The sequence below is a fragment of the Streptomyces himalayensis subsp. himalayensis genome, assembly GCF_013778455.1.
In the GTDB taxonomy this organism is placed as follows: Bacteria; Actinomycetota; Actinomycetes; order Streptomycetales; family Streptomycetaceae; genus Streptomyces; species Streptomyces himalayensis.
In genome coordinates this window covers 278844-303537 of the sequence record NZ_JACEHE010000001.1, presented here as the reverse complement: position 1 = coordinate 303537, position 24694 = coordinate 278844, and the positions used below count along the sequence as shown (strand labels likewise).

The following is a 24694-nucleotide window of genomic DNA, read 5'->3' as shown; positions in this document are numbered from 1 at the left end:
CGCTGGTTCCTCGCTCGCCCCTGGACCCGATCCTCAAGCGCCGGACGGGCTGGATTTCCAGCCCGTCCGGCGCTTGAGGACGAGCCCGTCAGGGCGATCGGGGGGTCTGGGGGCGAAGCCCCCAGTTCGGGAAGGGGCGGGGTGGGGAAAAGTCAGCTGGACCGACCAGCGCCGTGCAGACGCCAGGCGCTTACCCCGGCGCCGGCGCCGAAGCGGCCGGCTGCTGGTCCGGGCGCTGGACGATAGCGGCAGGCAACGCGACGTACGCCGTCGTGCCCGGCCCCTGGGAGCGGCGGAGCTCGACCTGGGCGCCGAGGCGGGCGGCGAGTCGGCCGACGACGTAGTGGCCGAGGGTGCCGCCTGCCCGGGCGGCGGAGCCCGCGGGCGTGATCAGGAACGACTCGCGGCCGGACAGCCGCGCGTTCGCGCGGGCCAGCTGCTCGTCGCTCATGCCGATGCCGTGGTCGACGATCGCCAGGCAGTACTCGCCCGTGTCCCGCCAGCCGTAGATCTCCACGGGCTGCGCGGGCGGGCTGAACACCAGGGCGTTCTCGACGAGTTCGGCAAGCAGGTGGGAGACCTCGGCGACGGCGTGGCCGCGGACGCGGGACTGCTCCAGGTCCGGGACCTGCACCCGCTGGTACTGCTCGACCTCGGCGACCGCCGACTGCACCACCTCCGTCATGGTGACCGTGCCCGGCCAGGACCGGGGCGGGGTCTCCGCGCCGGCCAGTACGAGCAGCGACTCGGCGTTGCGGCGCATACGGGTGGCGAGATGGTCGAGCTCGAAGAGCTCGGCGAGCGCGTCGGGGTCCAGTTCCTGGCTCTCCAGGGTGGTGATCAGGCCGAGCTGGCGGCCGAGCAGCGCCTGGTTGCGGCGGCCGAGGCTGGCCAGCGACTCGGTGGTGTTGCGGCGCAGCACGGCCTGCTCGCCCGCCAGACCCACCGCCGTGCGCTCGACGTTGCGCAGGGCGGCCGCGAGCCGGGTGATCTCGCGTGCGCTCCCGGGCGCCTCGTCGCCGCCCTCCTTCGGCTCAGGGGCGACCGGCTCATCGAGATCGCCGGTGTCGTCGGGGCCGGCCTCCTGGATCCGCCGCACGGCCGCGGGCAGCCGGCTGCGGGCGACCGCGTCGGCCTGGTCGGCGAGGGCGCTCAGGGGACGGGTGATGGAGCGGGCAGCCAGGACGGCGAGGGCGGTGGCCACGGCGAGGATCAGCGCGCCGAGCGCGAGGAACCCACCGAGCTGCTGTGTGGCGGTGGACCCGGCGTCGGCGGCGTGGGCGCGTACGTCCTCGCCGACCTTCCGCTGTACGCCGTGCAGATCGTCGACGAGGGTCGTCATCGTGCTCCACCACACGGACGGGTCGACGGAAAGCGTCGAGCCGTCGGCGCCGCCTTCGGCCCGCTTCTCGTAGGCCGTCGCGCGGCGCGCGGCCGCCGTGTCGAACGCGGCATCGAGCTCGGATTCCTGGGCGGGCGTGGCGAGTCCGGCGTACTGGTCCAGGGCCGCGAGGCGGGTCGCGCGAATCTCGGTGAAGGCGAGGTATTCGCCGGCACGGAAGCGTCCGGCGGCGAAGACGCCGTTGAGGGAACCGCGTTCGAGGGCGACGGCCTCGGTGGCGCGGGCCAGCGCCTGGAGCGCCTGGATGCCGTCGGTGATGCGGTGGTCGCCCGCGGGCATGCGCGTGGACTGGGCGCCGATGAGCGCGGTGACCGCCTCGGTGTAGAAGGCGAGGGTGCGGGTGCGGTCTGCGGAACCGGCGTCGACCTCGTCACGCGTGATGCCGAGGCTGTCCAGCGGCGTCAGGGCGTCCTCGAGGGCGGTGGTGGCCGCGCTGGGGCGATCACCGCTCTGCTCGTGGAGCACCGCTTCCACTTCGGTGAGGACGTCGTCGGTACGCGCGCGCTGCACGTCGACGTCGTCGCGGTACTTCCCGGCCCCGCCCAAAAGACCGTTGGTGAGGCCGCGTTCGCGCTGCAGCTCGCGCACCAGGTCCTGGGCCCGCACCAGCAGACCGACCTGGTCGACGGTGTCACGGGCGGCGGACCAGTCGGCCGCCCGGTCGGCGACGCCGAGCCCCGTGAGGGAGAGCAGCAGACAGGTCGGCACGGCGAGTACGACGGCGACGCGGCCGCGGATGCTGCGCCAGCCCGGGAGCTGACGGAGCCGACGGCCGGGGCCCGCGCCGGAGCCGGAACGGGCGCCGGATGGACTGCCGACGCCCGGGCCTTTTTCCGCGCCGGCGAGGGAGGGTGCGAGTCGGAGGAGCCGGGCGGTGGTCGTCCGCCCGGCGGGCATCTGCCTGTGGTGGGATGTGTTCCCCGTCATGCCGCGCGACGCTAGGGCCTGCCCGGCGAGGGTGCGGTTTCCCGGCCGTAAGACGTCCGTGCACAAGTGCTCACCCGTGACCGGGAGTTGAGGTGAGAAGACGCTCGACCGAGGTGTGGTCATCCGAACGGCGGCCGTGGAGCGACTGCGGGACGGTCACCCTCTTGAAAACCGCTCGCGGAATCCTCCGCTCGGTGCTTGGCTGAGGGCTATGGCCCTGACGTTCGCGTACGAACTCGCCCAGGTGAACATCGCCAGGCTCAAGGCACCTCTGGATTCCCCCCAGTTGAAGGACTTCGTCGACGCTCTCGACCCGGTCAACGCGGTGGCCGAGGCCTCGGACGGTTTCGTCTGGCGGCTGCAGAGCGATTCGGGCAACGCCACGGACATCCCCTTCTTCGGCGACGAGTGGCTGATCGTCAACATGACCGTGTGGCGGGACACGAACGCCCTGACCGCCTTCATGTACCAGGGACAGCACCGCGAACTGATGAGCCGCCGCCGAGAGTTCTTCGAGCGGCTCCAGGAGGCGGTCACCGCGCTGTGGTGGGTCCCGGCAGGTCACCGCCCGACGGTCGCGGAAGCCGAGGAACGCCTGCTGCATCTGCGGGAGCACGGCCCTACGGCGTACTCCTTCACTCTGCGGACGTCTTTCCCACCGCAAGGGGCAGCGGCGATTCCGCCGAAGGAGATGAAGGAGACAACGGCGAGCTGAGCCGTCGCGAGGGCGGCAAGGTCGACGAGCGGTGCCCTGCGGCCTAGGGGCCGTGTATGCCGGGGTGGCTGTTCAGACCTGCGGCTCCTGGGGCTCAGGACGTGTGCCCGGCGGTCGGCGGTTGATAGCGGTGAGGTCGATGTCGATGGGGAACGGGACGGCCAGCCTGAGCTTGTCGTGATGGATGCCCGTGGGCACGTACGCCCTGGCGGCGGGATCAAGCTCGTAGACGTAGACCACGGGAAGCCCGCCGTTCTCCTCGACTCGCCAGAAGTGTGGGATGCCTGCGGCGGCGTACTTGCGCGGCTTGGTCTCGCGGTCACGCGCCACCGAGTCCTCGGACACGACTTCGACGGCGAGGATGACATCCTCGGGAAGGAGCCGTGTGTCCTTGGGCCCGGTGTCAGCCTCGGCGCGGACCACCAGGACGTCCGGCTCCGGACGGTTGTGGCGGTCGAGTGTGACGGTGAACTCCCGGAAGACATCGAACTCGTCCGGCACCTGGTCGAGCAGAGCGCTGTCCAGCATCCGAATCGTGCGCATGTGGAACGAGGTCTGCGGACTCACGAAGACAAGACTCCCGTCGATCAACTCCGTGTGCGGAGGAAGGTTGGGAAGCTCGTCGAGGTCGTCCGCCGCCCAGCCACCCTGCGGCGGACGGACCCACTCGTAGTCCTCGTCCACTCCGTAGTCGCGTGCGGCGCTCATGATCGCTCCCATGTGCCGGAGTCTGCCTGGCACAGCCAGCGTACCCACGGGAATGCGCCGATTCGCCCGTCGATCGAGTGATCAACCGCTGATGCGTTGACCCTCCTCGATCGCCTCTGTGACCTCCGTGACCCGCTCCCGCTCCTCCGCCGCGAAGCGCTCCGCGTCCAGTTTCTCCGCGATCTCCTCGTCCTGCGCCATCAGCAGATCGAGGTTCGAGTCGCCCATCTCGAACACGCCCATGTCGACGTAGGCCTCCTGCAGGCGCTTGCCCCACAGACCGATGTCCTTGACGCACGGGACGATGCGGCTGAAGAGCAGCTTGCGGAAGAGATGCAGGAACTCCGACTGCTCGCTGTAGCTCTCCGCCTCCGCCTTGGGGATGCCGAAGTTCTCCAGGACCTCCACCCCGCGCAGCCGGTCGCGCATCAGGTAGCAGCCCTCGATGACGAACTCCTCGCGTTCGCGCAGTTCGGCGTCGGTGAGCTGCTTGTAGTAGTCGCGCAGCGCCATCCGCCCGAAGGCCACGTGCCGGGCCTCGTCCTGCATGACGTAGGCGAGGATCTGCTTGGGCAGCGGCTTGTCGGTGGTGTCGCGGATCATGCCGAACGCGGCCAGCGCGAGTCCCTCGATCAGCACCTGCATGCCGAGGTACGGCATGTCCCAGCGGGAGTCGCGCAGCGTGTCGCCGAGCAGCGCCTGCAGGTTGTCGTTGATCGGGTAGAGCATGCCGATCTTCTCGTGCAGGAACCGGCCGTAGATCTCGGCGTGCCGGGCCTCGTCCATGGTCTGCGTCGCGGAGTAGAACTTCGCGTCCATGTCGGGGGCGGACTCGACGATGCGGGCGGCGCAGACCATGGCGCCCTGCTCGCCGTGCAGGAACTGGCTGAAGTTCCACGACGCGTAGTGCCGGCGCAGCTCGCCCTTGTCCTTGTCGGTCATCTTCGCCCAGTGGGAGGTCCCGTAGAGGGTCATCGCCTCGTCGGGGGTGCCCAGCGGGTCGTGCGGGTCGACCTCCAGGTCCCAGTCGATCCGCTTCTGGCCGTCCCACTGCTTGTCCTTGCCCTTCTGGTAGAGGGCGAGCAGCCGGTCGCGTCCGTCGTCGTACTCCCAGCTGAGGCGGGCGGAACCGGTGGACGGGATCTCCCAGTGCGGCTTGCCGGGATCGCTGGTGTAGAGCGGATGCGTCGACATAGACAGCAGGCTCACACCTCGCTGTGACCCGGTCAACAAGTAGACGCCCAGTCAACAAGTCGTGCACAAGGGATTGACGACGTTGCTGACAGCCAGTCTCATAAGACGCGACCGCCGGTAACAGCCGCGCCCCAGCGCGGAAAACCCTTACGACGAGGTGAGGACAGCCATGACGACGGCGACGGAGGCCGATGCGCTGCGCGACGCGCTCGGCATGCTCAAGGACCGGGAGCAGGTGGCGAAGCGGCTGCTCGAGTCGTCCGCCAAGCACTCCTTCGACCCGGACAAGGAGCTCGACTGGGACGCGCCCTTCGAGGAGGGCAAGTGGTTCTGGCCGCCGGAGCTGGTGTCGCTGTACGACACTCCGCTGTGGAAGCGGATGAGCGAGGAGCAGCGGATCCTGCTCTCCCAGCACGAGGCCGCGGCGCTCGCCTCGCTCGGCATCTGGTTCGAGATCATCCTGATGCAGCTGCTCGTACGGCACATCTACGACAAGGCGGCGACGAGCGCGCACGTGCGGTACGCCCTCACCGAGATCGAGGACGAGTGCCGGCACTCGAAGATGTTCGCGCGCCTGATCAGCCGCGGCGGCACCCCCCACTACCCGGTGAGCCGCGTGCACAACAACCTCGGCCGGGTGTTCAAGACCATCTCGACCACCCCCGGTTCCTTCACGGCCACCCTGCTCGGCGAGGAGATCCTCGACTGGATGCAGCGGCTGACCTTCCCCGACGAGCGCATCCAGCCGCTGATCCGCGGGGTCACGCGCATCCACGTCGTGGAGGAGGCGCGCCATGTGCGTTACGCACGCGAAGAGTTGCGCCGCCAGATGATGACGGCGCGGGGATGGTCGAAGGAGTTCACCCGGCTCACCTCGGGTGAGTTCGCACGCGTCTTCTCGGTCGCCTTCATCAACCCCGAGGTGTACACCAACGTCGGCCTCGACAAGCGCCAGGCCGTGGCCCAGGTCAGGGCCAGCGGGCACCGGCGCGAGGTGATGCAGACCGGAGCCAGGCGACTCACGGACTTCCTGGACGACATCGGGGTGCTGCGGGGCGTAGGGCGGCAGCTGTGGAAGTCCTCGGGGCTGCTGGCCTGAGCCCCGGCCACGACACGGGGCGCGGGACGCGCGCTGTGGCGGTCGTCGGGGCTGCTGGGCTGACCGTTGGCCGGCCACCGGCGGACGTTAGGCTTCCCGCCATGACCTCGCCAGCCGGCACCCGTGCGTATCGACGGCTCAGCGTGGAGGAGCGGCGCAGCCAGCTTATCGACGCCGCGCTGTCCCTCTTCGCGCACCGCGCGCCCGAGGACGTCTCGCTCGACGACGTCGCGGAGGCGGCCGGGGTGTCGCGCCCGCTCGTCTACCGCTACTTCCCCGGCGGCAAACAGCAGTTGTACGAGGCGGCGCTGCGGTCGGCCGCGGACGCCCTCGAGCAGTGTTTCGACGAGCCTCCGGAGGGACCGCTGGCGGAGCGGCTGTGCCGCGCGCTGGACCGCTATCTCGCCTTCGTCAACGAGCACGACGCCGGGTTCAGCGCCCTGCTGCAGGGCGGCAGCGTCGTGGAGACCTCGCGTACGACCGCCATCGTCGACGGCGTGCGCAGGGCCGCCGCCGAACAGGTCCTGTCCCACCTCGGGGCGGCCGAGCCGGGCCCGCGGCTGCGGATGACCGTACGGGTGTGGATCACCGCCGTCGAGGCGGCCTCGCTGATCTGGCTGGACGAAAACAAGCAGCCGCCGCTGGAGGAGCTTCGAGACTGGCTCGTCGAACACTTCATCGCGGTGCTCACGGTGACCGCGGGGCGGGACCCGGGGACCGCCGAGGTGCTGCGGTACGTGGTGGCGCGGGAGGCCGCGGACGGCCCGGGTTTGTGACACTGGTGCCGTGAAGAGCGAGAACACCCCCTTCGTGGGCGGGCCGCTGGACGGCCGCGTCCTGCCGGTGCTGCTCGGGATCACCGGCCATCCCCCGAAGGTGTACCGGGTGCCGGTGCCGGACGCCGCCGGCGGCCCGCCGACCGTGCTCGTCTACCGCCGGGTCCCGGTGGCCCCCGCCGGCCGCGCACTGTCGCTGCACCGCGGGTGGCGGTACGAGTTCGACCCGGAGGGGAAGGCCGGCCGGGGGCTTCGGTGGCCCTGGACGAAGTCCGGTCGGGACTGAGGGGCGGCTGAAGGGCCGGTTGCTGCGGGACCTGTTGGAGCAACGAGGTTCAACGGAGGTGAACCGCCCGGCCCGCCCCAGCACGTTTTCGTCCTGCGGGAAAGCACGCTCACGGGGCCCCTCTGGACGAGGACCGAAGGGGTGACCGATTTGATCCGTATTGCTCAGTTGTAGGGTATTTCCTTCTTCGCCTGGTTGCATGCTCACCGTGGGTGGACGTCCCACCCGGCAAGCGGAGGTGATGACGTGTCAGGCGAACTTCTGCGGCTGGTCTGCACCGGGGCGACGACGGCGGCGCTGGTGCTCGGGAGCAGCGGCGCGGGGACCGGTTTCGCCGGTCCCGCCGCCGCTTCTTCGGCGGTCACCTCACCCGGGCCCGGCGAGCGTTCCGTCTCCCAGCTGCTGAAAGGCCTTCAGCGTCTCTACCACGACGCCGAGAAGGCCACGGAGACGTACAACGCGACCGAGGAGAAACTGAAACGGCAGCGTGCCGAGTTCACCAGGCTGAGCACCCAGCTGGCCAGGGCACGTCTCGACCTCTACGACAGCCGCGAGGCCGCAGGACGGCTGGCCCGGCAGCAGTACCAGGGCAGCAGCGACATCTCCCCGTACGTACAGCTGCTCCTCGCCCGCGATCCGCAGCACGCGCTCGACCAGGGACATGTGATCCAGAGGGTGGCGAAGGAACGTGCCGCCACCGTGGACCGGCTGGTCAGCGGCGAGAAACAGGCCGACGCACTGGCGACCCGGGCGCGCGGCGCGCTGGACCGGCAACTCACGCTCGCCGAGCAGCAGAAGAAGGACCGCGACTCGGTACGGAAGCGGCTCAAGGCGGTCGAGAAGCTGATCGCCTCGCTGAAGGCCGAGCAGCTCGCCCGGTTGCGGCGGGCCGAGGAGGCCGAGGCGGCCAGGGCTCAGCAGCAGTTCCTCGCGGCCGGGGCGCTGAGTGGTTCGCGGACGCCGTCCAAGGGCGGGGACGCGGCGCTGCGGTACGCCGTACGGCAGATCGGGAAGCCGTATCAGTGGGGGGCGGAGGGGCCCTCGTCGTTCGACTGCTCGGGGCTGACCTCGCAGGCGTGGGCCCACGCGGGGCGGACCATCCCGCGGACCAGCCAGGAGCAGTGGGCCCAGTTGCCGCGGGTGCCCCTGCGGAGCCTCCGGCCCGGGGACCTCGTGATCTACTTCCGCGAGGCCACCCATGTGGCGATCTACCTCGGCAACGGCCTGGTCGTCCAGGCCCCGCGCCCCGGCGCGAAGGTGAAGGTCTCCCCGATCGCGGCGAACCCCGTACTGGGGGCCGTCCGGCCGGACCCGGGTGGGAAGGCGCTGGCCCGGACGTCGTACGTGCAGCCGGCGCTGCCGCGGGGGGCTACGGCGGGGGCGGACACCGGGTATGGGGCGGCGGGGGCGCCGGGGCGGGGGTGAGGCCCGCGCTCCGGCGGGCCTCCGACGCGGTGACGTCCTCCGCCCTCGCGTACGGCCTCAGCGCACCTGCCAGTGGGCCAGCCCGGTACCCGGGAAGGCACACCCCGGGTACTGGAAGAACCCGCGCAGGCTAGGCCCGCGCCACCTCCGCGAGGTACGCCTCCGTCTTCGCCGGCTCGTAGAAGAAGTTCTCGAAGTCCGCCGGGTCGTTGAACCCGTTGGCGAACCGATCAGCCACCGGCTGAAGCTGACCGGCGGCACCGAGAAGGTTCAGCACATGCTCCGGCGGCACGCCCAGCATGGCGTTCGTCCACTTCGTCACGTGCTGCGCAGTCTCCCAGTACCGGTCGAACGCCCCCTGCATCCACTCCTCGTCGAACGGCTTGTCCCCGTGCTCGAGGATCGAGGCGAGATACGACGCCGCACACTTGGACGCGGAGTTGGAGCCCTGACCCGTGATCGGGTCGTTGGCAACGACGACGTCGGCCACACCCAGGACCGCCCCGCCGCCCGGCAGGCGGCCGATGGGGTTGCGCACGGTCGGCACGTACCGCCCGGACAGCGTGCCGCCCGCATCCGTCAGCTCGACCTTGGTGGCCCGCGCGTACTCCCAGGGCGTGAACTTCTCCATGAGCTCCAGCGTCAGCGACAGGTGCTCGGACGGGTCCTTGACGCCCTGGAAGACGTCCAGCGGGCCGCCGGGGATGCCCTCCCAGAAGAGGATGTCGGCGCGGCCGGACGTGGTGAGGGTCGGCATGACGAAGAGCTCGCCGACACCCGGCACCAGGTTGCAGCGGACCGCGTCGAACTCCGGGTGCTCCGGGCGCGGGCCGAGCCCGTGGACGTAGGCGACGGCGAGGGCGCGCTGCGGCTCGGCGTACGGGGAGCGCGAGGCGTCCCGGCCGAACATGGACACGACCTCGCCCTTGCCCGCCGAGACGAGCACGAGGTCGTACGTGCGGGAGAAGTAGTCCAGGTCGGACACGGCCGCGCCGTGGATGACGAGCTGGCCGCCGCGCTGCGCGAACGTCTCCATCCAGCCGGCCATCTTCACGCGCTGGTCGACGGACTGGGCGTACCCGTCGAGCTTGCCGACCCAGTCGATGGCGCGCTGCGACGGGCCCGGGTCGAAGGAGCCGGGGGCGGCGACGGAGACGCCGAGGCCCTCGATCTTCGGGGCCTGCGGCTCCCAGAAGTTCAGCTGCAGGTCGCGCTCGTGCTGGAGCGCGGTGTGGAACATGCACTGCGTGGACATGACCCGGCCGGACCGGATCTCGTCCGCCGTACGGTTGGACATCAGGGTGACCTCGTACCCGTGCGACTGGAGTCCGAGGGCGATCTGGAGCCCGGACTGGCCGGCTCCGACGACGAGTATCTTCCGCATGGCGGGGGTTCTTCTTCCTACTGGTGTGAACTGGCCGGTTCGTAGCGGCGTGAACTGGCCGGACCTGCCGGGGACAGGGTGGGAGTCAGGGTCCTGCAGGTGGTGGTCCTGCGGGAGGCTGCTGGTGGTGGTCCTGCGGGTGGCTGCTGGTGGTGGTCCTGCGAGTGATGGCGCTCCCGGCGGCTCGGCTCGGGGGCCGAGGTTCATTCGGGTGTGACGTCCAGCGCGTGGCCGACCAGCGCCAGCAGCGTCTCGACCACGGATATCCGCTGTCTCGCGTCCATGATCAGAACCGGTATGTGCGGCGGCACCGTCAGGGCCTCTCGTACGTCCTCGGGCTCGAACTTCTCGGTGCCGTCGAAGTGGTTGACGGCCACGATGTACGGCAGTCCGCAGCTCTCGAAGTAGTCGAGGGCCGGGAAGCAGTCCGGCAGGCGCCGGGTGTCGGCGAGGACCACCGCGCCGATCGCCCCGCGCACCAGGTCGTCCCACATGAACCAGAAGCGCTGCTGGCCCGGCGTACCGAAGAGGTAGAGCACGAGGTCGTCGTCGAGCGTGATGCGGCCGAAGTCCATGGCGACCGTGGTCGTGGTCTTCTCCGGGGTCGCGACCAGGTCGTCGGTCCCCTCGCTGGCCTGCGTCATCAGCGCCTCCGTCTGGAGGGGCTGGATCTCCGAGACGGCGGTGACCAGCGTGGTCTTGCCGACGCCGAAGCCACCCGCGACCACGATCTTCGTGGCGATGGGGGCGCGCGTCCGGTCGGTCTGCCAGGCCTGCAGTCGCTCCTCGGGGTCCTCCAGTCTTGCGGAGGGGAGCAGTTCAGAGACGGCGGAGTCCACCCAGCACCCTTTCCAGCAGCGCGCGGTTCGGCTGTCCCGGACCGTGGCCGGTTCCGTACACGCGGATCTTTCCCTGGTCCGCGAGGTCGCTCAGGAGTACGCGGACCACGCCGAGCGGCATCTTCAGCAGCGCGGCTATCTCGGCCACCGTGCGCATCCGGCGGCAGAGCTCGACGATGGCCCGCATCTCCGGCATGACGCGCGTGGACAACGAGCCGTTGGTCAGCTCAAGGCGCTCCTCGGGCGCCTCGAGCGCGGCCACGAACGTCTCGACGAGCAGCACGTGCCCGAAGCGTGTGCGGCCACCGGTGAGCGAGTACGGGCGTACTCGGGCCGGTTTGCGGTCGCCGCCCCTGGTCGGCAGCTTCGACGGTTTCGACGTGGTCACTTGGCGCTCTCCATCGGCTTGCTCCCTATCGGCTCGCTCTGCATCGACCGGCGCAGCTCACTGCGGAGTTCGGGGGTGAGCACATGCCCGGCACGGCCGACGAAGAGCGCCATGTGGTACGCGACGACGCTCATGTCGCAGTCCGGGTTGGCGTGTACGCCGAGCAGGGACCCGTCGCTGATGGACATGACGAAGAGGCTGCCCTCGTCCATCGCGACCATGGTCTGCTTGACGTTGCCGAAGCCCATGACCTTGGCCGCGCCGATGGTGAGGCTGCCGACCCCGGACACGATGGCGGCGAGGTCCGCGCCGGCCCCCCGGGGTCCCTCCGGCCTGGCGACCGGCTGCTCGGCATGGCGTCCGGGATCGGAGGAGAGCAGCAGCAGCCCGTCGGAGGACACGACGGCGACGGACAGCAGGCCGGGCACCTCCTCGACGAGGTTGGTGAGCAGCCAGTGCAGATTGCGTGCCTCGCGGCTCAGCCCCTGCCGGCTCGGGGCTCCGTCCGTACGGTCACTGGTGGGCGTGTTGGGAGTACTGGGCGTATGCGTGGGCGCAGTCAACTGCTTGCCTCCTCGACTGTCTCCCCCTTGGCTTCGTCGGTACGTGCGATGGATCCCGGCTGCGCCACCTCGGGCGCCGGATGCGCCGCCTGGGGCGCCTCGGCCGTCGGCCCGGGCGACCAGGCCGCGCGCTCGGGCGACCGGGCCGCCCGCTCCAGCGACTCGGCCGCCGGTTCCGGCTGCCAGACCGCCCGCTCCCGCGGCTCGGCCATCGGCTCCGGCAACTCGGCCGCCGACTCCGACGACCAGGCCGTCTGCTCCCGCAACTCGGTCAGCCGTTCCCGGGAGTCAGCCGTCCACGCGGGCGCGTCCGACGTCCGCTCCCTCGACTCGGCCGTCGGCGCTGGTGACTCGGCCATCGGCTCCGGCTGCCAGACCGTCCGTTCCGGCGACTCAGCTGTCCCTGTCGGTGCCTCCGGCGAACGGCCCCTCGCCTTCGGCGACTGGGCCCCCTCGCCGGCGATCTCGGCCTCGACGTCGCGCCTGCCGGCCCGCGATCCCTGCTGGAAGCCGCCGAGCCGGCGGCGCAGCGCTTCGGCGTCCACGGAGCCCGTGCGTGGCTTGGGCACGGACGGGGCCTGCGCGACCCTGGGCGTCCGCTTGGGCAACCCCTTGTCGGTGACCCGGTCCCAGGTGGGCGGCTGGAGGCCGGCCCGCGGCCCGTCCTCGGGCGACACGTGGGCGGCCCCCGGCTGGTCCGCGGGCGGCTGGCCGCCGTCACCCGGCTCCTCGCCTTCGTCGGCGGCCCGCTCGTGCGTGTCAGGGTCGTCGACGGCACGCTCGTAGGCGTCGTCGGCGCCGGCGGCCCGTCCGTATGCGTCGGCGTCGTCACCTTCGCCGCGGCCCCGCTCTGCCGTTTCCCCGGCCTCGCGCAACGACTGCTCCGCGGCGGAGATGAGCGGATCCCGCCCCGCGCGCCCCAGCAGCACGTTCGAGTTGGCCTCGGCCTCCGAGCCGGGCAGCGCCACGGAGGGCGCGCCCCCGACCACGGGGGCGGCAGCGGGCGTCGAGATCCCGGGCGCGGCGGCGAGCAGGGGCTTGGGCAGCACGACGACCGCCGTGATGCCTCCGTGCTTCTGCTCCCGCAGCTGCACCCGCAGCCCGTGCCGCGCGGCCAGCCGTGCCACCACGTAGAGGCCGAGCCCGAGCTCGTCCTCGCTCTCCTGGTCGTGGCCGCCATCCGGGTCGAACGTGGACAGCCGGGCGTTGACCTCCTGCAGCCGTTCACCGGTCATGCCGATGCCCTCGTCCTGGACGGAGAGCATCACCTCGCCGTTCTCCAGGAGCCAGCCGGAGACCTCGACGGAGGCGTCGGGCGGCGAGAACGACGTGGCGTTCTCGAGCAGTTCGGCGATGAGGTGGCTGAGATCGTCCGCGGCGAAGCCGGCCACATGGGCGTGCGGCGGAAGAGAGGAGATGCGGACGCGCTCGTACCGCTCGATCTCGCTGACCGCGGCGCGCACGACGTCGACGAGCGGCACAGGCCCCATGTTGTGGTGACCGTGCTCGGCGCCCGCGAGGACCAGCAGGTTCTCGCTGTGGCGGCGCATGACGGTCGCCAGGTGGTCCAGCTTGAAGAGCGTGGAGAGCCGCTCGGGGTCCTGCTCCCGCTCCTCCAGCCGCTCGATGATCCCGAGCTGCCGTTCTACGAGCCCGAGCGTGCGCAGCGACAGATTGACGAAGGTCGAGTGGACGCTGTGCCGCATCCGCTCCAGGCCCGCCTTGGCGTCGGCGAGCTGGGCGCGCAGGGCCTCACGCTCGTCGGCCATGGTCGCGCGCTGGCCGACGAGGTGCTTGCGGTCGGCCTCGAACGTGGCGAGGCGCTCGTGGAGGCCTACCGCGTGTGTGTGCAGCGCGTTGACGGAGCGTACGACCTGCGCGAACTCGTCGTTCCGGCCCGTGAACCGGATCGGTTGCTCCGCGGCCGGGTCACCCGCGACGCGGGCCGAGCCGATACGTAGGACGGCGAGCGGGCGGGTGAGCGTACGGGCCATGGCCATGGAGACGCCGACCGCGACCAGCAGGCAGACGCCGACCAGCGCGATACGGATCTCCAGCGCGGTCACGTCGTCGTCACGGAGCTGAGCCAGGTCCTTGGTGCGCTGGGCGTTCAGGGACGCCTCGACGCCGCGCATGAGGTCGATACGGGCGGAGATGGCCGCGTCGAGTTTCCTGCTGCTGTAGCGGAGGTCCCCGGCGGACAGCTTCGGCTGGTCGGTGAGACGGGCCAGGTATTTCTCCGCGGCGGTGACATCGGGTCCGGTGACCGTGGAGTCGTACGAGGTGCGGTCGGCGGCCGGGGCGGAGTCCTGAAAGTCGGCGAGGGCGGCCTGCTCCCGGACGCGGGCCTGCTGGGCTGCCGCGCTGAGCTCGCCCCGGGCCTTGGTGGCGGCGGCCGGCTCGCGGGTGACGGTGGTGGGCAGTCCGGTGGCCGGGTCGATCGTGGTGGTGGTCGTGGCCGTGCGGGGCACGGCGTAGGCGGCGAGCAGCAGACCGCGGGCGGCTGCCGCCTGCTCCACGGCGTTGTCCAGATAGACCAGGGCGTGCGATCCGGCGCCCGCGCGAGGCGGCAGCTGATCGGCGAGGTCCTCGGCGAGCGCGTGCAGTTCGGCGATGACCTCGGAGTACGCCACATGGGCTTCGAGCGCGGTGCTCGTGCCGGTGAGCGCCGCTCTCCGTACGGCCGCGATGTCCTTGATGTCGCGGAGCAGCGCGGCGGGGGCGTCGGTGCGCAGTTCGTCGGCCTGCCGGTCGACGCGGGCACTGCGCTGCTCGGAGAGGCCCTTGCCCTTCGGGCGGCCGCCGGCGATGTAGGAGATGACCTCGTCGCGCTCGTCGGCCAGGGAGTGGGCGAGGGTGAGCGCCTGCTGGGTGCGTTCGGCGTCCGTCACGAGTCGCTGCGAGTCCTGCAGCTGCCCGGAGGCCGCGATGACGGCGGGCGCGCCCGCTCCGGCGATCGCGGCGGCGACGACGGCGACGGCGACGATGAGGCGGTTACGCACGCGGGCGGGGCGGCGGCGGTCCACCGCAGCCGTGACGGGCGCGCCGGAGGCGCTGGGCGTTCCCGCGGGCCCGGACCCACCACGGCTCGGCCCGCCGGGGGAGCCGGCGGCGCCGCCCCCCGGGGCCTGCGCGGCGGAGACGCCCGACGCTGCTGCCACGGCCTCCGTGTTCACCGCGTTCACCGCGCCAGGTGCACCGAGAGGGGTACCGGGCGTGCGGGCGGCCCCGGGCGTACCGGCGGCAGCACCGGCAGCGCCAGGGGCACCGGCAGCGCCTGGTGTACCGACGGCAGTGCCGCTCGCGACCGCATCACCGGTAGCGGTCGCAGAGCCGGGCGCGACGGCGGCACCACCGAACGCGTCGGCACCGGCCCCCGCTGCGCCGGGCCCGCCCGCGGCGTACGACGTGCGAAGGGCATCAGCCGTGATGCCGGCGCCAGTTGTGTCTGTGGTTTCCGGCGCTGCCGGCGCCGGGTCGGCGGAGCCACGCGCAGCGCCAAGCGCACCGGGCGTCCCCGCCACGGCCGGCGTCGCCGCCACGGCCGGCGTACCCGCGCCCGGGGCGCCCTCCACCGTGCCCGGCCCGGTCGCCGCGCCGGGCACGGAGGCCCCGGAGGCACCCCCGTCGAACGCCGTCTGCCCGCCCTTGCGTCGCCGAGGCCGCATCTTCTGCACCGGTGCTCGCATTCCTGACTCGTCCAACCCTGGGCCCGGGTGACGGTCCGTCAACGCGAGCGCCTCCTCGTACGGCTCCAGACCATCCCAGCGCCGATGAGCAGCGACCGCCCATCGCCTTGCCCGCCACCCGAAGGAGTGAACATCGGCGGGGAGTTGGTGGGCAAGTTCCGACGGCACGCGCACAACCCGTGCACGCAGCCAGGGGTGGACGTCTTCTCCGGCCTTTGGCAGGATGCCCCGCCACAGCCAAGGCGGAGTGGACCATTCCGGCCGAAATCAGGCGGCTGAGCTGGTAGAACGCGGCATGTTCCGGACGTTCACCGGGAGTTGTGGATCCTGTGAAGGCCTCGTGCAGACTGGCCGGATGCGTATCGAACTCGCAACGGCCCCAGGTACCCCTGCCCGACCCAATGAGGACTATGCATCGGTGGCGGTTCCGGCCTCAGGGCAGGGTGGTTCGCTCGTCCTGCTCGACGGCGTGACACCCCCGCCGGATGGGACGGGCTGCGTGCACTCCGTTCCCTGGTTCACGGCGCGACTCGGCGGTGCACTTAGCGAACTGTCCGTTTCGCGAAGAGATTTTGCGCTGCAGGAGATACTTTCCGAGGCAATCCGGCGCACCGCCGGAGCCCACCGGGAAACCTGTGACCTTTCTCACCCGCGGACGCCGCAGGCGACCGTTGTGGTGGCGCGCTGGGACGCCGAGCAGTTCGAGTACCTGGTGCTCTCCGACTCCGCCCTGCTCATCGAAGGCCGGGACGGCACGGTCCGCGCCGTCCTGGACGACCGCCTGTCGCGGCTGCCGCGCTCCTCGCTCGCCTCGGCCGCGGTCGCCGACGCGACGGTACGCAACAAGGAGGGCGGCTTCTTCACCGCGGCCGCCGACCCTTCCGTATCCGCACATGCGGTGACCGGAGCGCTGCCGCGGTCGCGGGTACGAGCGGTGGCCGCGCTCACGGACGGGGCCACGCGCTGGGTGGAGAAGTTCCGGGAGGGCGACTGGAACGACTGCTTCGCGTTCGTCCGCAAGGAGGGCCCTCAGGCGCTCATCGACCGGGTCCGCGCCCTGGAGACGGCGGACACGGAGCGGCGGTTCCTGGGCCGCGGCAAGAGACACGACGACGCGGCGGTGGTGTACGCCGAGCTGTGAGCCCCGTGGGGCGGGGGTCCGCGGACGCCAGGTGCGCCCGTATGGATGATCGCTAGTGCCCCGGCAGGCACGTTTGCCCGTCAAGGAGCGGCGTCCGGTGCGTGCCGGGCGTCGCGACGGAGCGAACGTTGCCTGTTGGACACTAGCCCTCGGCGCCCGCGTTCAGCTGGTGGAGGAGGCGGGCCAGCTCCGCCACCTCCTTGCGGTCCCAGTTCGCGAGCTGGCGGACGTAGCGGGCGCGGCGGGCGTCCCGGACCGTGCGGAAGCGGACGCGGCCCTCGTCGGTGAGGTGCACGAGCCAGGCGCGCCCGTCGGCGGGGTCGGGCTCGCGGGCGACGAGCCCGAGTTCCTCGAGCGCGCGCAGCTGCCGGCTCATGGTGGCCTTTCCGACGCCGATGTACGCGGCGAGTTCAGTGGCCCGCTGCTGCCCGCATTCCTCAAGCCGTACGAGGAGGCCGTACGCGGCGGGTTCGAGCTCCGGGTGGACCTCGCGGGCCATCTCGCCGGACGATGCCCGGGCGCGGCGCAGAAAGAGCGTCAACTCGCGTTCCAGCGAGAGGAATTCGCGGTCCACGCCTTTTTCCGGCGCTTCGGATTCGGTCGCGCGTGCCGCGTCCTTTCCGGCGTCGTTCCCGTCCTCGTGCACGTCAGCACCCATGCCCCGGTTTCCCCGACTCTGAAAGTTTCCGTCTGTGCGCGGCCATTGCCGCAGCTCGGCCAGTATTTCGCAGGATTAGACCAACGGCAGACGCCAGGCCCTCTTCCCTCGCCGATGTCTACGTGCGTAGAGTCCCTTCCCGTCACGCAATCTGGCATGTGCACGCCATCGCCGAGTCGACGAGGCCTTGGGCGAGGACGGGCGGGGCTCTGTCGCCCTGACGGCGTGCAGGCACAGCGGCACCTTCCCCCACCTTTGAGCTCCACCGAGCTCACCGAGGCCTTCGGAGGCACGTATGCCCGTGCACAGATCCACGCACCGCCCCCACCCCTCGCGCCGCCCGGGCCTCTCGGCGGCCGGAATCCTGCTCGCGGCACTCTCCTTGCTGCTCACGCTGCCGTTCGCGGCGCAGGCGGCCGGCACCGGTGGCACCGCCGCCGCGGACGTCCCGGCGCGGGGCTCGGCCTACATGGGCATGGGCGTCGTCGAGCACGACGGCCAGGGCGGGCTGCCCCCGGACACCCGCGCCGTCCAGACGGAGGGCGTCGATGTCAGCAGCCACCAGGGCAACGTCGCCTGGTCGACACTCTGGAGCAGCGGTGTGAAGTGGGCCTACGTCAAGGCCACGGAAGGCACGTACTACAAGAACACCTACTTCACGCAGCAGTACAACGGCTCGTACAACGTCGGGATGATCCGCGGTTCGTACCACTTCGCGACCCCCGACACGACGAGCGGCGCCACCCAGGCCAACTACTTCGTGGACAACGGCGGCGGCTGGTCCAGGGACGGCAAGACGCTCCCGGGCGCGCTGGACATCGAGTGGAACCCTTACGGGGCGGACTGCTACGGCAAGACGCAGAGCGGCATGGTCAGCTGGATCAAGAGCTTCCTGGACCAGTACAAGGCGCGCACGGGGCGGGACGCGGTGATCTACACCTCCACGAGCTGGTGGACGCTGTGCACGGGCAACTACAGCGGTTTCGCGTCGACCAACCCGCTGTGGATCGCCCGCTACAACACGACGGTCGGCACACTGCCTGCCGGGTGGAGCTACTACACGATGTGGCAGTACACGTCGACGGGCCCGACGGTCGGCGACCACAACAAGTTCAACGGGGCCCTTGACCGGGTGCAGGCACTGGCCAACGGCTGATCTGTACGTACGCGGGCTGATCGCTGCGTAAGCCGAGTGCGTACGCGCGTGCCCGGGACCCACGGGGGGTCCCGGGCCTTTGCCTTCCGGTCACGTCCGTCACTCCGCGACCGAAACCTTGTTCATCCGGACTTGCCGGACTGCCGGGTCACGCGGCGACCGGAAACTCCGTCAGGCCGCGAGCGGCACCTCCGCCGGCGAGCCGTTCGTCGCCGGCGACAGCACCAGCTCCAGCACCTGGCGGACGTCCGTGACCGCGTGGACCTCGAGCTTCTCCAGGACCTCGGCCGGTACGTCGTCCAGGTCGGGCTCGTTCCGCTTCGGGATGACGACCGTCGTGATCCCGGCCCGGTGGGCGGCCAGCAGCTTCTGCTTTACGCCGCCGATGGGCAGGACCCGTCCGGTCAGCGACACCTCGCCGGTCATCGCCACGTCCGTACGGACCAGGCGGCCGCTGAGCAGCGACGCGAGGGCCGTCGTCATGGTGATGCCCGCGCTCGGGCCGTCCTTCGGCACCGCGCCCGCCGGGAAGTGGATGTGCACGCCCCGGTCCTTCAGATCGCCGACCGGCAGTTCCAGTTCGGCGCCGTGCGAGCGGAGGAAGGAGAGCGCGATCTGCGCGGACTCCTTCATGACGTCACCGAGCTGGCCGGTGAGGGTCAGTCCGGCCGCGCCCGTCTCCGGGTCGGCGAGGGACGCCTCGACGTAGAGCACGTCGCCGCCCGCACCCGTGACCGCAAGCCCGGTGGCGACACCGGGGACGGCCGTGCGCCGCTCGGCCGGGTCCTGCGCGGACTCGGGCACGTGGTGAGGCCGCCCGATCAGCCCGCGGAGGTCGTCCTCCGTGACCGTGAACGGCAGCTCACGCTCCCCGAGTTCGTGCTGGGCCGCGACCTTCCGCAGCAGCCGGGCGATGGAGCGCTCGAGGTTCCGGACGCCCGCCTCGCGCGTGTACTCACCGGCGAGCTTGCGCAGCGCGCCCTCATCGATGGTGACCTCGTCCTCGCTGAGCCCGCCCCGCTCCAGCTGGCGCGGCAGCAGGTGGTCACGGGCGATGACGACCTTCTCGTCCTCGGTGTAGCCGTCGAGCCGGACGAGCTCCATACGGTCGAGCAGCGCCTCCGGGATTGCCTCCAGGACGTTGGCGGTGGCGAGGAAGACGACGTCGCTCAGGTCGAGCTCCACCTCCAGGTAGTGGTCCCGGAAGGTGTGGTTCTGCGCCGGGTCCAGGACTTCGAGCAGGGCGGCCGCGGGATCGCCCCGGAAGTCGGAGCCGACCTTGTCGATCTCATCGAGCAGGACGACCGGGTTCACGGACCCGGCCTCCTTGATGGCGCGGACGATACGGCCGGGCAGGGCGCCCACGTACGTACGCCGGTGACCGCGGATCTCGGCCTCGTCGCGTACGCCGCCGAGCGCGACCCGCACGAACTTCCGCCCCATCGCGTGGGCGACGCTTTCACCGAGGCTGGTCTTTCCGACACCGGGCGGGCCGACGAGCGCGAGAACGGCACCCCCGCGCCGCCCGCCGACCACGCCCAGGCCCCGGTCGGCGCGCCGCTTTCGCACCGCCAGGTATTCGGTGATCCGCTCCTTGACGTCCTCCAGGCCCGCGTGCTCGGCGTCGAGCACGGCCTTGGCGCCCTGGATGTCGTACTGGTCCTCGGTCCGCTCGTGCCACGGGAGTTCCAGGACGGTGTCGAGCCAGGTGCGGATCCAGGAGCCCTCGGGCGACTGGTCGCTCGACCGCTCGAGCTTGTCGACCTCCTTGAGCGCGGCCTCGCGGACCTTCTCGGGGAGGTCGGCGGCCTCGACGCGGGAACGGTAGTCGTCCGATTCGTCATCCCCCTCCCCGCCGTTGAGCTCGCGCAGCTCCTTGCGTACGGCCTCGAGCTGGCGTCGCAGCAGGAACTCGCGCTGCTGCTTGTCGACGCCCTCCTGGACGTCCTTGGCGATGGACTCGGCCACGTCCTGCTCGGCGAGGTGCTCGCGCAGCTGCTCGGTGGCGAGCTTCAGGCGCGCGACCGGGTCGGTGGTCTCCAGGAGCTCCACCTTCTGGGCGGTGGTCAGGAACGGCGAGTAGCCGGAGTTGTCCGCGGGCGCCGACACGTCGTCGATCTGCGTCACGCGGTCCACGATCTGCCACGCGCCACGCTTGTTCAGCCAGCTCGTGGCGAGCGCCTTGTACTCCTTCACGAGCTCGGAGACCGCGCCGGGCAGCGGGTCCGGCACGGTCTCGTCGACCTGCAGGCCCTCGACCCACAGCGCCGCACCCGGCCCGGTCGTCCCGGCGCCGATCTGCACGCGTCCGCGACCGCGGATCAGCGCACCCGGATCACCGCCGGAGAGCCGCCCGACCTGCTCGACGGTGCCGAGCACACCGGTCGCGGCGTACGTCCCGTCGATGCGTGGAACAAGCAGCACCTTCGGCTTGCTGTCACCACTGGACCGCGCGGCCGCCTGAGCGGCCTCCACCGCGGCTCGTACGTCGGCATCGGTGAGGTCCAGAGGAACCACCATCCCGGGCAGCACGACCTCGTCGTCGAGCGGCAGAACGGGCAGGGTGAGCGGTGTGGACGTCGAAGCCATGATCTCCCCTTCGGCAGTCAAGTTGAGCTGTACAGGCTCAATGCACGTGAGCCCGGAGATGTTCCCGGCACACTGTTCGCTGTGAGCGATCAACGAGGCCGCCCTGGTCACGGGCGTATGTAAGGTGCGGACTGATTTGCGCTCGTTACGCGATGACGGGTGCCGTCGCTACGCGCACGGGGAGGAACGATGGACATCGTCCAGGCATGGGTCGACGGGTGGGTCGTCTCACGGGGAGCGGCGGAGCCGGTGGAACAGCCATGGGGCTGGACGATCGACGTCGGACTGCGGCACCAGGCGACCCGCCACGTCCTGCCGGCCGCAGACGAGCCCACCGTCCGCAAACTCACCGAGGAGGTGGGCGCCCCGGGCGTCTGGCTGAAGCTCTTCGAGGCACCGGAGACGGTCGCGCCCTGGCTCGCGCCCGGCTGGACCGTCGACGCCCCGGCCTTCCTCATGACCGGCCGCCTGCGCCCGGCCACCGCACCGGTCCCGGACGGCTACCGGCTGCGGACCTGGAACCGCGGCGGCGTCAGCCAGGTCCTCGTCGTGACGGACGACGGCGGTTTCGCGGCCCGCGGCCAGATCGCCCCGACCGGCCAGACGGCGGTCCTCGACCGCATCGAGACGGACCCGACCCACCGCCGCCGGGGACTCGGCCGCCTGGTGATGCGTACGCTCACGAACATCGCGGTGGTCCAGGGCGCCACGACCGGGGTTCTGGGGGCGACGGTGGAGGGACGGTGCTGTACGAGTCACTGGGGTGGCGGGTGCACGCGCCGCTGACGGGAGTCTTCTTCAGCCCTGCCGGCTGAGGTCAACACGGACCGCCGTAGCCACGACACCGTTCTTGCAACTCCAAGAGCCCCACACAACAGACGCCGGCTTCCGGGTTGCCGGTGACAGGAGGGCAGGCTCCTCATGACGTCGCCATCGCGGCACGACGCTGAACGCGCCGCCACGACCGTGCGCGGGCATCGCCTCTCCTACCTCGACTTCGGCGGTCCAGTTAATTCCCGAGACATGCAGGGCCGGTCACCGTCACGATGCCCGGATGGACCGGCAGACGATCAGCGCACTCGCCCACGGCGACCATCCGATAGCGGCACCCCTGAGCGATGCCTCCGTGGCACGGCTTCTGGAACGGGCGCTCCCGCGCGCGGCCGGGCGTCTGCTCGACCTCGGCTGCGGCTCAGGCGAGTGGCTGCTGCGGGCCCTTGACGGGCGGCCCGGGCTGCGGGCAGACGGTGTCGATCTCGCCGCCGCGTCCCTGGAGAGCGCCCGGGCGGCCGCCGAGCGGGACGGCATCGGTGACCGGCTCACCCTCCACCGCCAGGACGCGACGGAGTTCACCGCCTCCCACGCGTACGACCTGGTCCTCAGCGTCGGCGCCGCCCACGCCTTCGGCGGACTGGTGCCCACCCTCCGGGCCGCCCGCGGACATCTCGCCCCGGGCGGCAGCGTCCTCGTCGGGGACGGCTTCTGGGAGCGGGAGCCGGACCGGGCGACGCTCGACGCCGGTTTCGCCGCCGACGAGTTCGCCGACCTCGCCACAACCGTCGACCGAGTCGTGGCGGACGGCTGGCTCCCGGTGTACGGGCACGTCAGCACCCTCGAGGAGTGGGACGACTACGAGTGGTCCTGGACCGGGACCCTTACCCGCTGGGCCCTGGACCACCCCGACGACCCCGGTCACGACGACGCTCTGAAGGCCGCGAACACCCACCGCGAGGCATGGTTGCGCGGCTACCGCGGCACCCTCGGCTTCGTGACGCTCGTGCTGCGCAGGGCCGCGGACGCATGAGGCCGCTGGCGACGGCTCAGGCGGCGGCCCTGCACCACGTACGGGTCGCGGCCCGCGCACGCCACGCGAACGCGGTGGCGCGGATCGCCGCCGCCACCGGTATGGCAGCAACCATCCCCTCCGCCATGCCCTCCGTCATGGAAGCAACCACCGCCTCAGCCGCCGCAGTCCACACCGACTCACGCATCACCTCCGCCACCGTGGGCACCGCCACCCACCTCGAGCACCACGTCGAGGAACTCACCTCCCTCGTACGTGACCACGCGCGCGTGACGCTCAATTTCCACCCCGACCGGCTGCTCGCAGACGGCCGCACCGTGGCCGAGTCGCTCTGTTCGGACGGGCGTTACCGCAGCCAGTACGAGACGGGCCTGTCCAACGGCAGCCGCACCGCGTATCCCGGCGGGGACCGGGACGGATGGGAGGAGCGGCTGTTCGGCGGGGCGTATCACGCGCCGGGCGTCACCGCCGGCGACCGGCCCAGGTACGGCGGGCTCAACCTGATGAAGCACCCCGATGGTGCGTGCCCGCGCTACGGCTCCTGCCATGTGCGACTCCGCTCCGCCGTGCACAGCCGCGCCACCTACTGCTTCGGCGACAGCCACGTCGGCCCGGACGACATCGGCACCATCGACGCCTTCGCACCGGTACTCGCCGGGCTGTGCGAGACGGCACGGGACACCGGCCGGATCCTGGGTGTCACCGGCGCCGACCCGGTGGCGGTCCTGCACGAACTGCCGGGCCCTGACCGCCCCGTACGGAACGGTCGGGCGCTGGACGAGTACATCGAGGTGCAGGTCCACGGCCCCGTCGACCTGCACCTCGATGCGGAAGCCCTGGTTCTGGATCCTTCCTTCCGCGGTACACGGACCGGGGCGCTGCTGTTGGAGGCCGCGGCGCACCACAGGATCGCGGTCGAGTGGCACGAGGGCTTCCGTCTGCGGGCGGAGGACCTGGACGACGAGTTCCGCGGACCGGTCATGCGCCCGCTCGCCCTCCGCGTCTGCACCGAGTTCGCAGGTCCGGACGGACTGCTGGACGCACAGGTCCTGGGACGCGCCGCGGCCTCCGTCGTCACCACGCCGCGGAAATGGGCGGAGTGGGGCACACAGGACGAAGTGCTGCAGTACGTCAAGCAGCTGTGGCACTGCCTGGTGTGGTTCGGCGAGCCCGACCGGTGACCCACACCGCCGGGTGGACGGGTCGCAAAGAAGTGGCCGTCCAGGGGCGGCCCGACCAGGATGGGAACCATGCCCACGTCGTACAACACCTCTGTCACGGAAGGCCCCGTGGTCCTGGACCGACGGTCCGGACCCCACGGCGAGGTGGTCCTCCGTCGCCACGGTGACCTGCTGCAGATCATCGCCAACGGCTGCTTTCTCATGGACACATCGGACGGCCGCTCCGAGCGCCGCCTCGTGGACGCGGCGCTGAACGCGTTGCACGGCCGCCCCGCGCCGACCGTCCTCATCGGCGGCCTCGGCGTCGGCTTCTCGCTCGCCCATGCGGCACAGAACCCGCGCTGGAAGCGCATCGTGGTCGTCGAGCGGGAGCAGGCGGTCATCGACTGGCACCGCGCGGGCCCTCTGTCGCAGGTCTCCGCCGAGGCACTGGCCGATCCCCGTACGGAGATCGTGCATGCCGACCTCGTCACATTCGTACACGAGTCGGAAGAGACGTACGACGCACTGTGCCTGGACATCGACAACGGCCCCGGCTGGACCGTGACCGAGGACAACGAGGGCCTCTACTCCCCTGCCGGGCTGGCGGCATGCCGCGAGCGGCTCACGCCGGGCGGCGTGCTTGCGGTGTGGTCCGCCCAGCCGTCGTCACTTTTCGAAGAATCCTTGCGGAATGCCCAGTTCCAAGGGGTCCGTACCGAAGAGGTCCCTGTTGCCCGGGGCGTTCCGGACGTAGTCCATCTTGCAACCAGGGCTGAATAGCCGAGGCA

Annotated in this window: 21 protein-coding genes; 11 read left to right on the top strand and 10 right to left on the bottom strand. The window is 71.1% G+C overall.

The genetic code is table 11. The features are described from left to right. Positions 1-190 precede the first annotated feature (190 nt). Positions 191-2329 (bottom strand): sensor histidine kinase, encoded by a 2139-nt coding sequence (locus H1D24_RS01380; protein ID WP_181655456.1) that lies wholly within the window; start codon positions 2327-2329, stop codon positions 191-193. Between the two features lie 211 nt (positions 2330-2540). Between H1D24_RS01380 and H1D24_RS01375 the strand changes: the two genes are divergently transcribed. After that, the gene (locus tag H1D24_RS01375; RefSeq protein ID WP_181655455.1) at positions 2541-3044 is read left to right on the top strand and encodes a DUF3291 domain-containing protein; all 504 of its coding nucleotides are present in this window, start codon (positions 2541-2543) and stop codon (positions 3042-3044) included. 72 nt (positions 3045-3116) lie between these two features. Here the strand turns inward: H1D24_RS01375 and H1D24_RS01370 are convergent, their stop codons facing one another. Both H1D24_RS01370 and H1D24_RS01365 read right to left on the bottom strand, forming a co-directional pair. Then, positions 3117-3752, bottom strand: coding sequence for a Uma2 family endonuclease (locus H1D24_RS01370; RefSeq protein WP_181655454.1), 636 nt, complete (start codon positions 3750-3752; stop codon positions 3117-3119). An 81-nt stretch (positions 3753-3833) separates the two neighbouring features. Continuing rightward, positions 3834-4946: a ferritin-like domain-containing protein gene (locus H1D24_RS01365; protein ID WP_181655453.1), complete on the bottom strand. Its 1113-nt coding sequence runs from the start codon at positions 4944-4946 to the stop codon at positions 3834-3836. Positions 4947-5115: 169 nt separating this feature from the next. Here H1D24_RS01365 and H1D24_RS01360 point away from each other — a divergent pair, with 169 nt between their 5' ends. The 4 genes from H1D24_RS01360 to H1D24_RS01345 all read left to right on the top strand — a co-directional run bounded on the left by H1D24_RS01360 (position 5116) and on the right by H1D24_RS01345 (position 8532). Next, on the top strand, positions 5116-6045 hold the full coding sequence (locus tag H1D24_RS01360; protein ID WP_181655452.1) for an AurF N-oxygenase family protein: 930 nt from the start codon (positions 5116-5118) through the stop codon (positions 6043-6045). Positions 6046-6146: 101 nt separating this feature from the next. Then, the gene (locus H1D24_RS01355) at positions 6147-6821 is read left to right on the top strand and encodes a TetR/AcrR family transcriptional regulator (RefSeq protein WP_181655451.1); all 675 of its coding nucleotides are present in this window, start codon (positions 6147-6149) and stop codon (positions 6819-6821) included. A gap of 10 nt (positions 6822-6831) precedes the next feature. Then, the gene (locus tag H1D24_RS01350) at positions 6832-7107 is read left to right on the top strand and encodes a DUF8847 domain-containing protein (RefSeq protein WP_181655450.1); all 276 of its coding nucleotides are present in this window, start codon (positions 6832-6834) and stop codon (positions 7105-7107) included. 246 nt (positions 7108-7353) lie between these two features. Then, positions 7354-8532, top strand: coding sequence for a C40 family peptidase (locus H1D24_RS01345; RefSeq protein ID WP_181655449.1), 1179 nt, complete (start codon positions 7354-7356; stop codon positions 8530-8532). Positions 8533-8662: 130 nt separating this feature from the next. On the opposite strand, the gene H1D24_RS01340 is transcribed toward H1D24_RS01345, so the two are convergent. From H1D24_RS01340 to H1D24_RS01320, 5 genes are all read right to left on the bottom strand, one after another. Next, positions 8663-9916, bottom strand: coding sequence for a styrene monooxygenase/indole monooxygenase family protein (locus H1D24_RS01340; RefSeq protein WP_181655448.1), 1254 nt, complete (start codon positions 9914-9916; stop codon positions 8663-8665). 203 nt (positions 9917-10119) lie between these two features. After that, positions 10120-10755: a GTP-binding protein gene (locus H1D24_RS01335; RefSeq protein WP_181655447.1), complete on the bottom strand. Its 636-nt coding sequence runs from the start codon at positions 10753-10755 to the stop codon at positions 10120-10122. Then, the gene (locus H1D24_RS01330; RefSeq protein ID WP_181655446.1) at positions 10736-11143 is read right to left on the bottom strand and encodes a DUF742 domain-containing protein; all 408 of its coding nucleotides are present in this window, start codon (positions 11141-11143) and stop codon (positions 10736-10738) included. Before H1D24_RS01330 ends, H1D24_RS01335 begins: the two co-directional genes overlap by 20 nt. Further along, entirely contained in the window at positions 11140-11625 is a 486-nt protein-coding gene (locus H1D24_RS01325; protein ID WP_258563788.1) for a roadblock/LC7 domain-containing protein, read from the bottom strand. Before H1D24_RS01325 ends, H1D24_RS01330 begins: the two co-directional genes overlap by 4 nt. Before the next feature lie 77 nt (positions 11626-11702). Next, positions 11703-14732 carry a sensor histidine kinase gene (locus tag H1D24_RS01320; protein WP_309484189.1) on the bottom strand — a complete coding sequence of 1010 codons (3030 nt, stop codon included), beginning with the start codon at positions 14730-14732 and terminating at the stop codon, positions 11703-11705. A 1018-nt stretch (positions 14733-15750) separates the two neighbouring features. On the opposite strand from H1D24_RS01320, the gene H1D24_RS01315 reads away from it, so the two are divergent. Beyond that, complete coding sequence (locus H1D24_RS01315) at positions 15751-16536, top strand: protein phosphatase 2C domain-containing protein (RefSeq protein ID WP_181655444.1); 786 nt, start codon at positions 15751-15753, stop codon at positions 16534-16536. Positions 16537-16678: 142 nt separating this feature from the next. Here the strand turns inward: H1D24_RS01315 and H1D24_RS01310 are convergent, their stop codons facing one another. Continuing rightward, entirely contained in the window at positions 16679-17182 is a 504-nt protein-coding gene (locus tag H1D24_RS01310) for a MarR family winged helix-turn-helix transcriptional regulator (protein WP_374064117.1), read from the bottom strand. A gap of 307 nt (positions 17183-17489) precedes the next feature. Here H1D24_RS01310 and H1D24_RS01305 point away from each other — a divergent pair, with 307 nt between their 5' ends. Beyond that, positions 17490-18350, top strand: a complete 861-nt coding sequence (locus tag H1D24_RS01305) for a lysozyme (protein ID WP_181655442.1) — start codon at positions 17490-17492, stop codon at positions 18348-18350. 171 nt (positions 18351-18521) lie between these two features. Here the strand turns inward: H1D24_RS01305 and lon are convergent, their stop codons facing one another. Further along, positions 18522-20939 (bottom strand): endopeptidase La, encoded by a 2418-nt coding sequence (gene lon / locus H1D24_RS01300; protein ID WP_181655441.1) that lies wholly within the window; start codon positions 20937-20939, stop codon positions 18522-18524. Positions 20940-21128: 189 nt separating this feature from the next. On the opposite strand from lon, the gene H1D24_RS01295 reads away from it, so the two are divergent. The 4 genes from H1D24_RS01295 to H1D24_RS01280 all read left to right on the top strand — a co-directional run bounded on the left by H1D24_RS01295 (position 21129) and on the right by H1D24_RS01280 (position 24686). Next, complete coding sequence (locus tag H1D24_RS01295; protein ID WP_309484164.1) at positions 21129-21725, top strand: GNAT family N-acetyltransferase; 597 nt, start codon at positions 21129-21131, stop codon at positions 21723-21725. A 268-nt stretch (positions 21726-21993) separates the two neighbouring features. Beyond that, a complete protein-coding gene (locus tag H1D24_RS01290; protein ID WP_181655440.1) occupies positions 21994-22743 on the top strand; it encodes an SAM-dependent methyltransferase in 750 nt (249 codons plus the stop codon). Continuing rightward, positions 22740-23924, top strand: coding sequence for a DUF3626 domain-containing protein (locus H1D24_RS01285; RefSeq protein WP_258563742.1), 1185 nt, complete (start codon positions 22740-22742; stop codon positions 23922-23924). The genes H1D24_RS01290 and H1D24_RS01285 overlap by 4 nt, the downstream gene beginning before the upstream one ends. A 69-nt stretch (positions 23925-23993) precedes the next feature. Then, positions 23994-24686, top strand: coding sequence for a spermine/spermidine synthase domain-containing protein (locus H1D24_RS01280; RefSeq protein WP_181655439.1), 693 nt, complete (start codon positions 23994-23996; stop codon positions 24684-24686). Positions 24687-24694: the final 8 nt, after the last annotated feature.

What these genes read in the sequence shown, in the direction of transcription:
- H1D24_RS01380 (WP_181655456.1), bottom strand. Translation starts at nt 2,329, where the DNA reads ATGACGGGGAACACATCCCACCACAGGCAGATGCCCGCCGGGCGGACG.
- H1D24_RS01375 (WP_181655455.1), top strand. Translation starts at nt 2,541, where the DNA reads ATGGCCCTGACGTTCGCGTACGAACTCGCCCAGGTGAACATCGCCAGG.
- H1D24_RS01370 (WP_181655454.1), bottom strand. Translation starts at nt 3,752, where the DNA reads ATGAGCGCCGCACGCGACTACGGAGTGGACGAGGACTACGAGTGGGTC.
- H1D24_RS01365 (WP_181655453.1), bottom strand. Translation starts at nt 4,946, where the DNA reads ATGTCGACGCATCCGCTCTACACCAGCGATCCCGGCAAGCCGCACTGG.
- H1D24_RS01360 (WP_181655452.1), top strand. Translation starts at nt 5,116, where the DNA reads ATGACGACGGCGACGGAGGCCGATGCGCTGCGCGACGCGCTCGGCATG.
- H1D24_RS01355 (WP_181655451.1), top strand. Translation starts at nt 6,147, where the DNA reads ATGACCTCGCCAGCCGGCACCCGTGCGTATCGACGGCTCAGCGTGGAG.
- H1D24_RS01340 (WP_181655448.1), bottom strand. Translation starts at nt 9,916, where the DNA reads ATGCGGAAGATACTCGTCGTCGGAGCCGGCCAGTCCGGGCTCCAGATC.
- H1D24_RS01315 (WP_181655444.1), top strand. Translation starts at nt 15,751, where the DNA reads ATGCGTATCGAACTCGCAACGGCCCCAGGTACCCCTGCCCGACCCAAT.
- H1D24_RS01305 (WP_181655442.1), top strand. Translation starts at nt 17,490, where the DNA reads ATGCCCGTGCACAGATCCACGCACCGCCCCCACCCCTCGCGCCGCCCG.
- lon (WP_181655441.1), bottom strand. Translation starts at nt 20,939, where the DNA reads ATGGCTTCGACGTCCACACCGCTCACCCTGCCCGTTCTGCCGCTCGAC.
- H1D24_RS01295 (WP_309484164.1), top strand. Translation starts at nt 21,129, where the DNA reads ATGGACATCGTCCAGGCATGGGTCGACGGGTGGGTCGTCTCACGGGGA.
- H1D24_RS01290 (WP_181655440.1), top strand. Translation starts at nt 21,994, where the DNA reads ATGGACCGGCAGACGATCAGCGCACTCGCCCACGGCGACCATCCGATA.
- H1D24_RS01285 (WP_258563742.1), top strand. Translation starts at nt 22,740, where the DNA reads ATGAGGCCGCTGGCGACGGCTCAGGCGGCGGCCCTGCACCACGTACGG.
- H1D24_RS01280 (WP_181655439.1), top strand. Translation starts at nt 23,994, where the DNA reads ATGCCCACGTCGTACAACACCTCTGTCACGGAAGGCCCCGTGGTCCTG.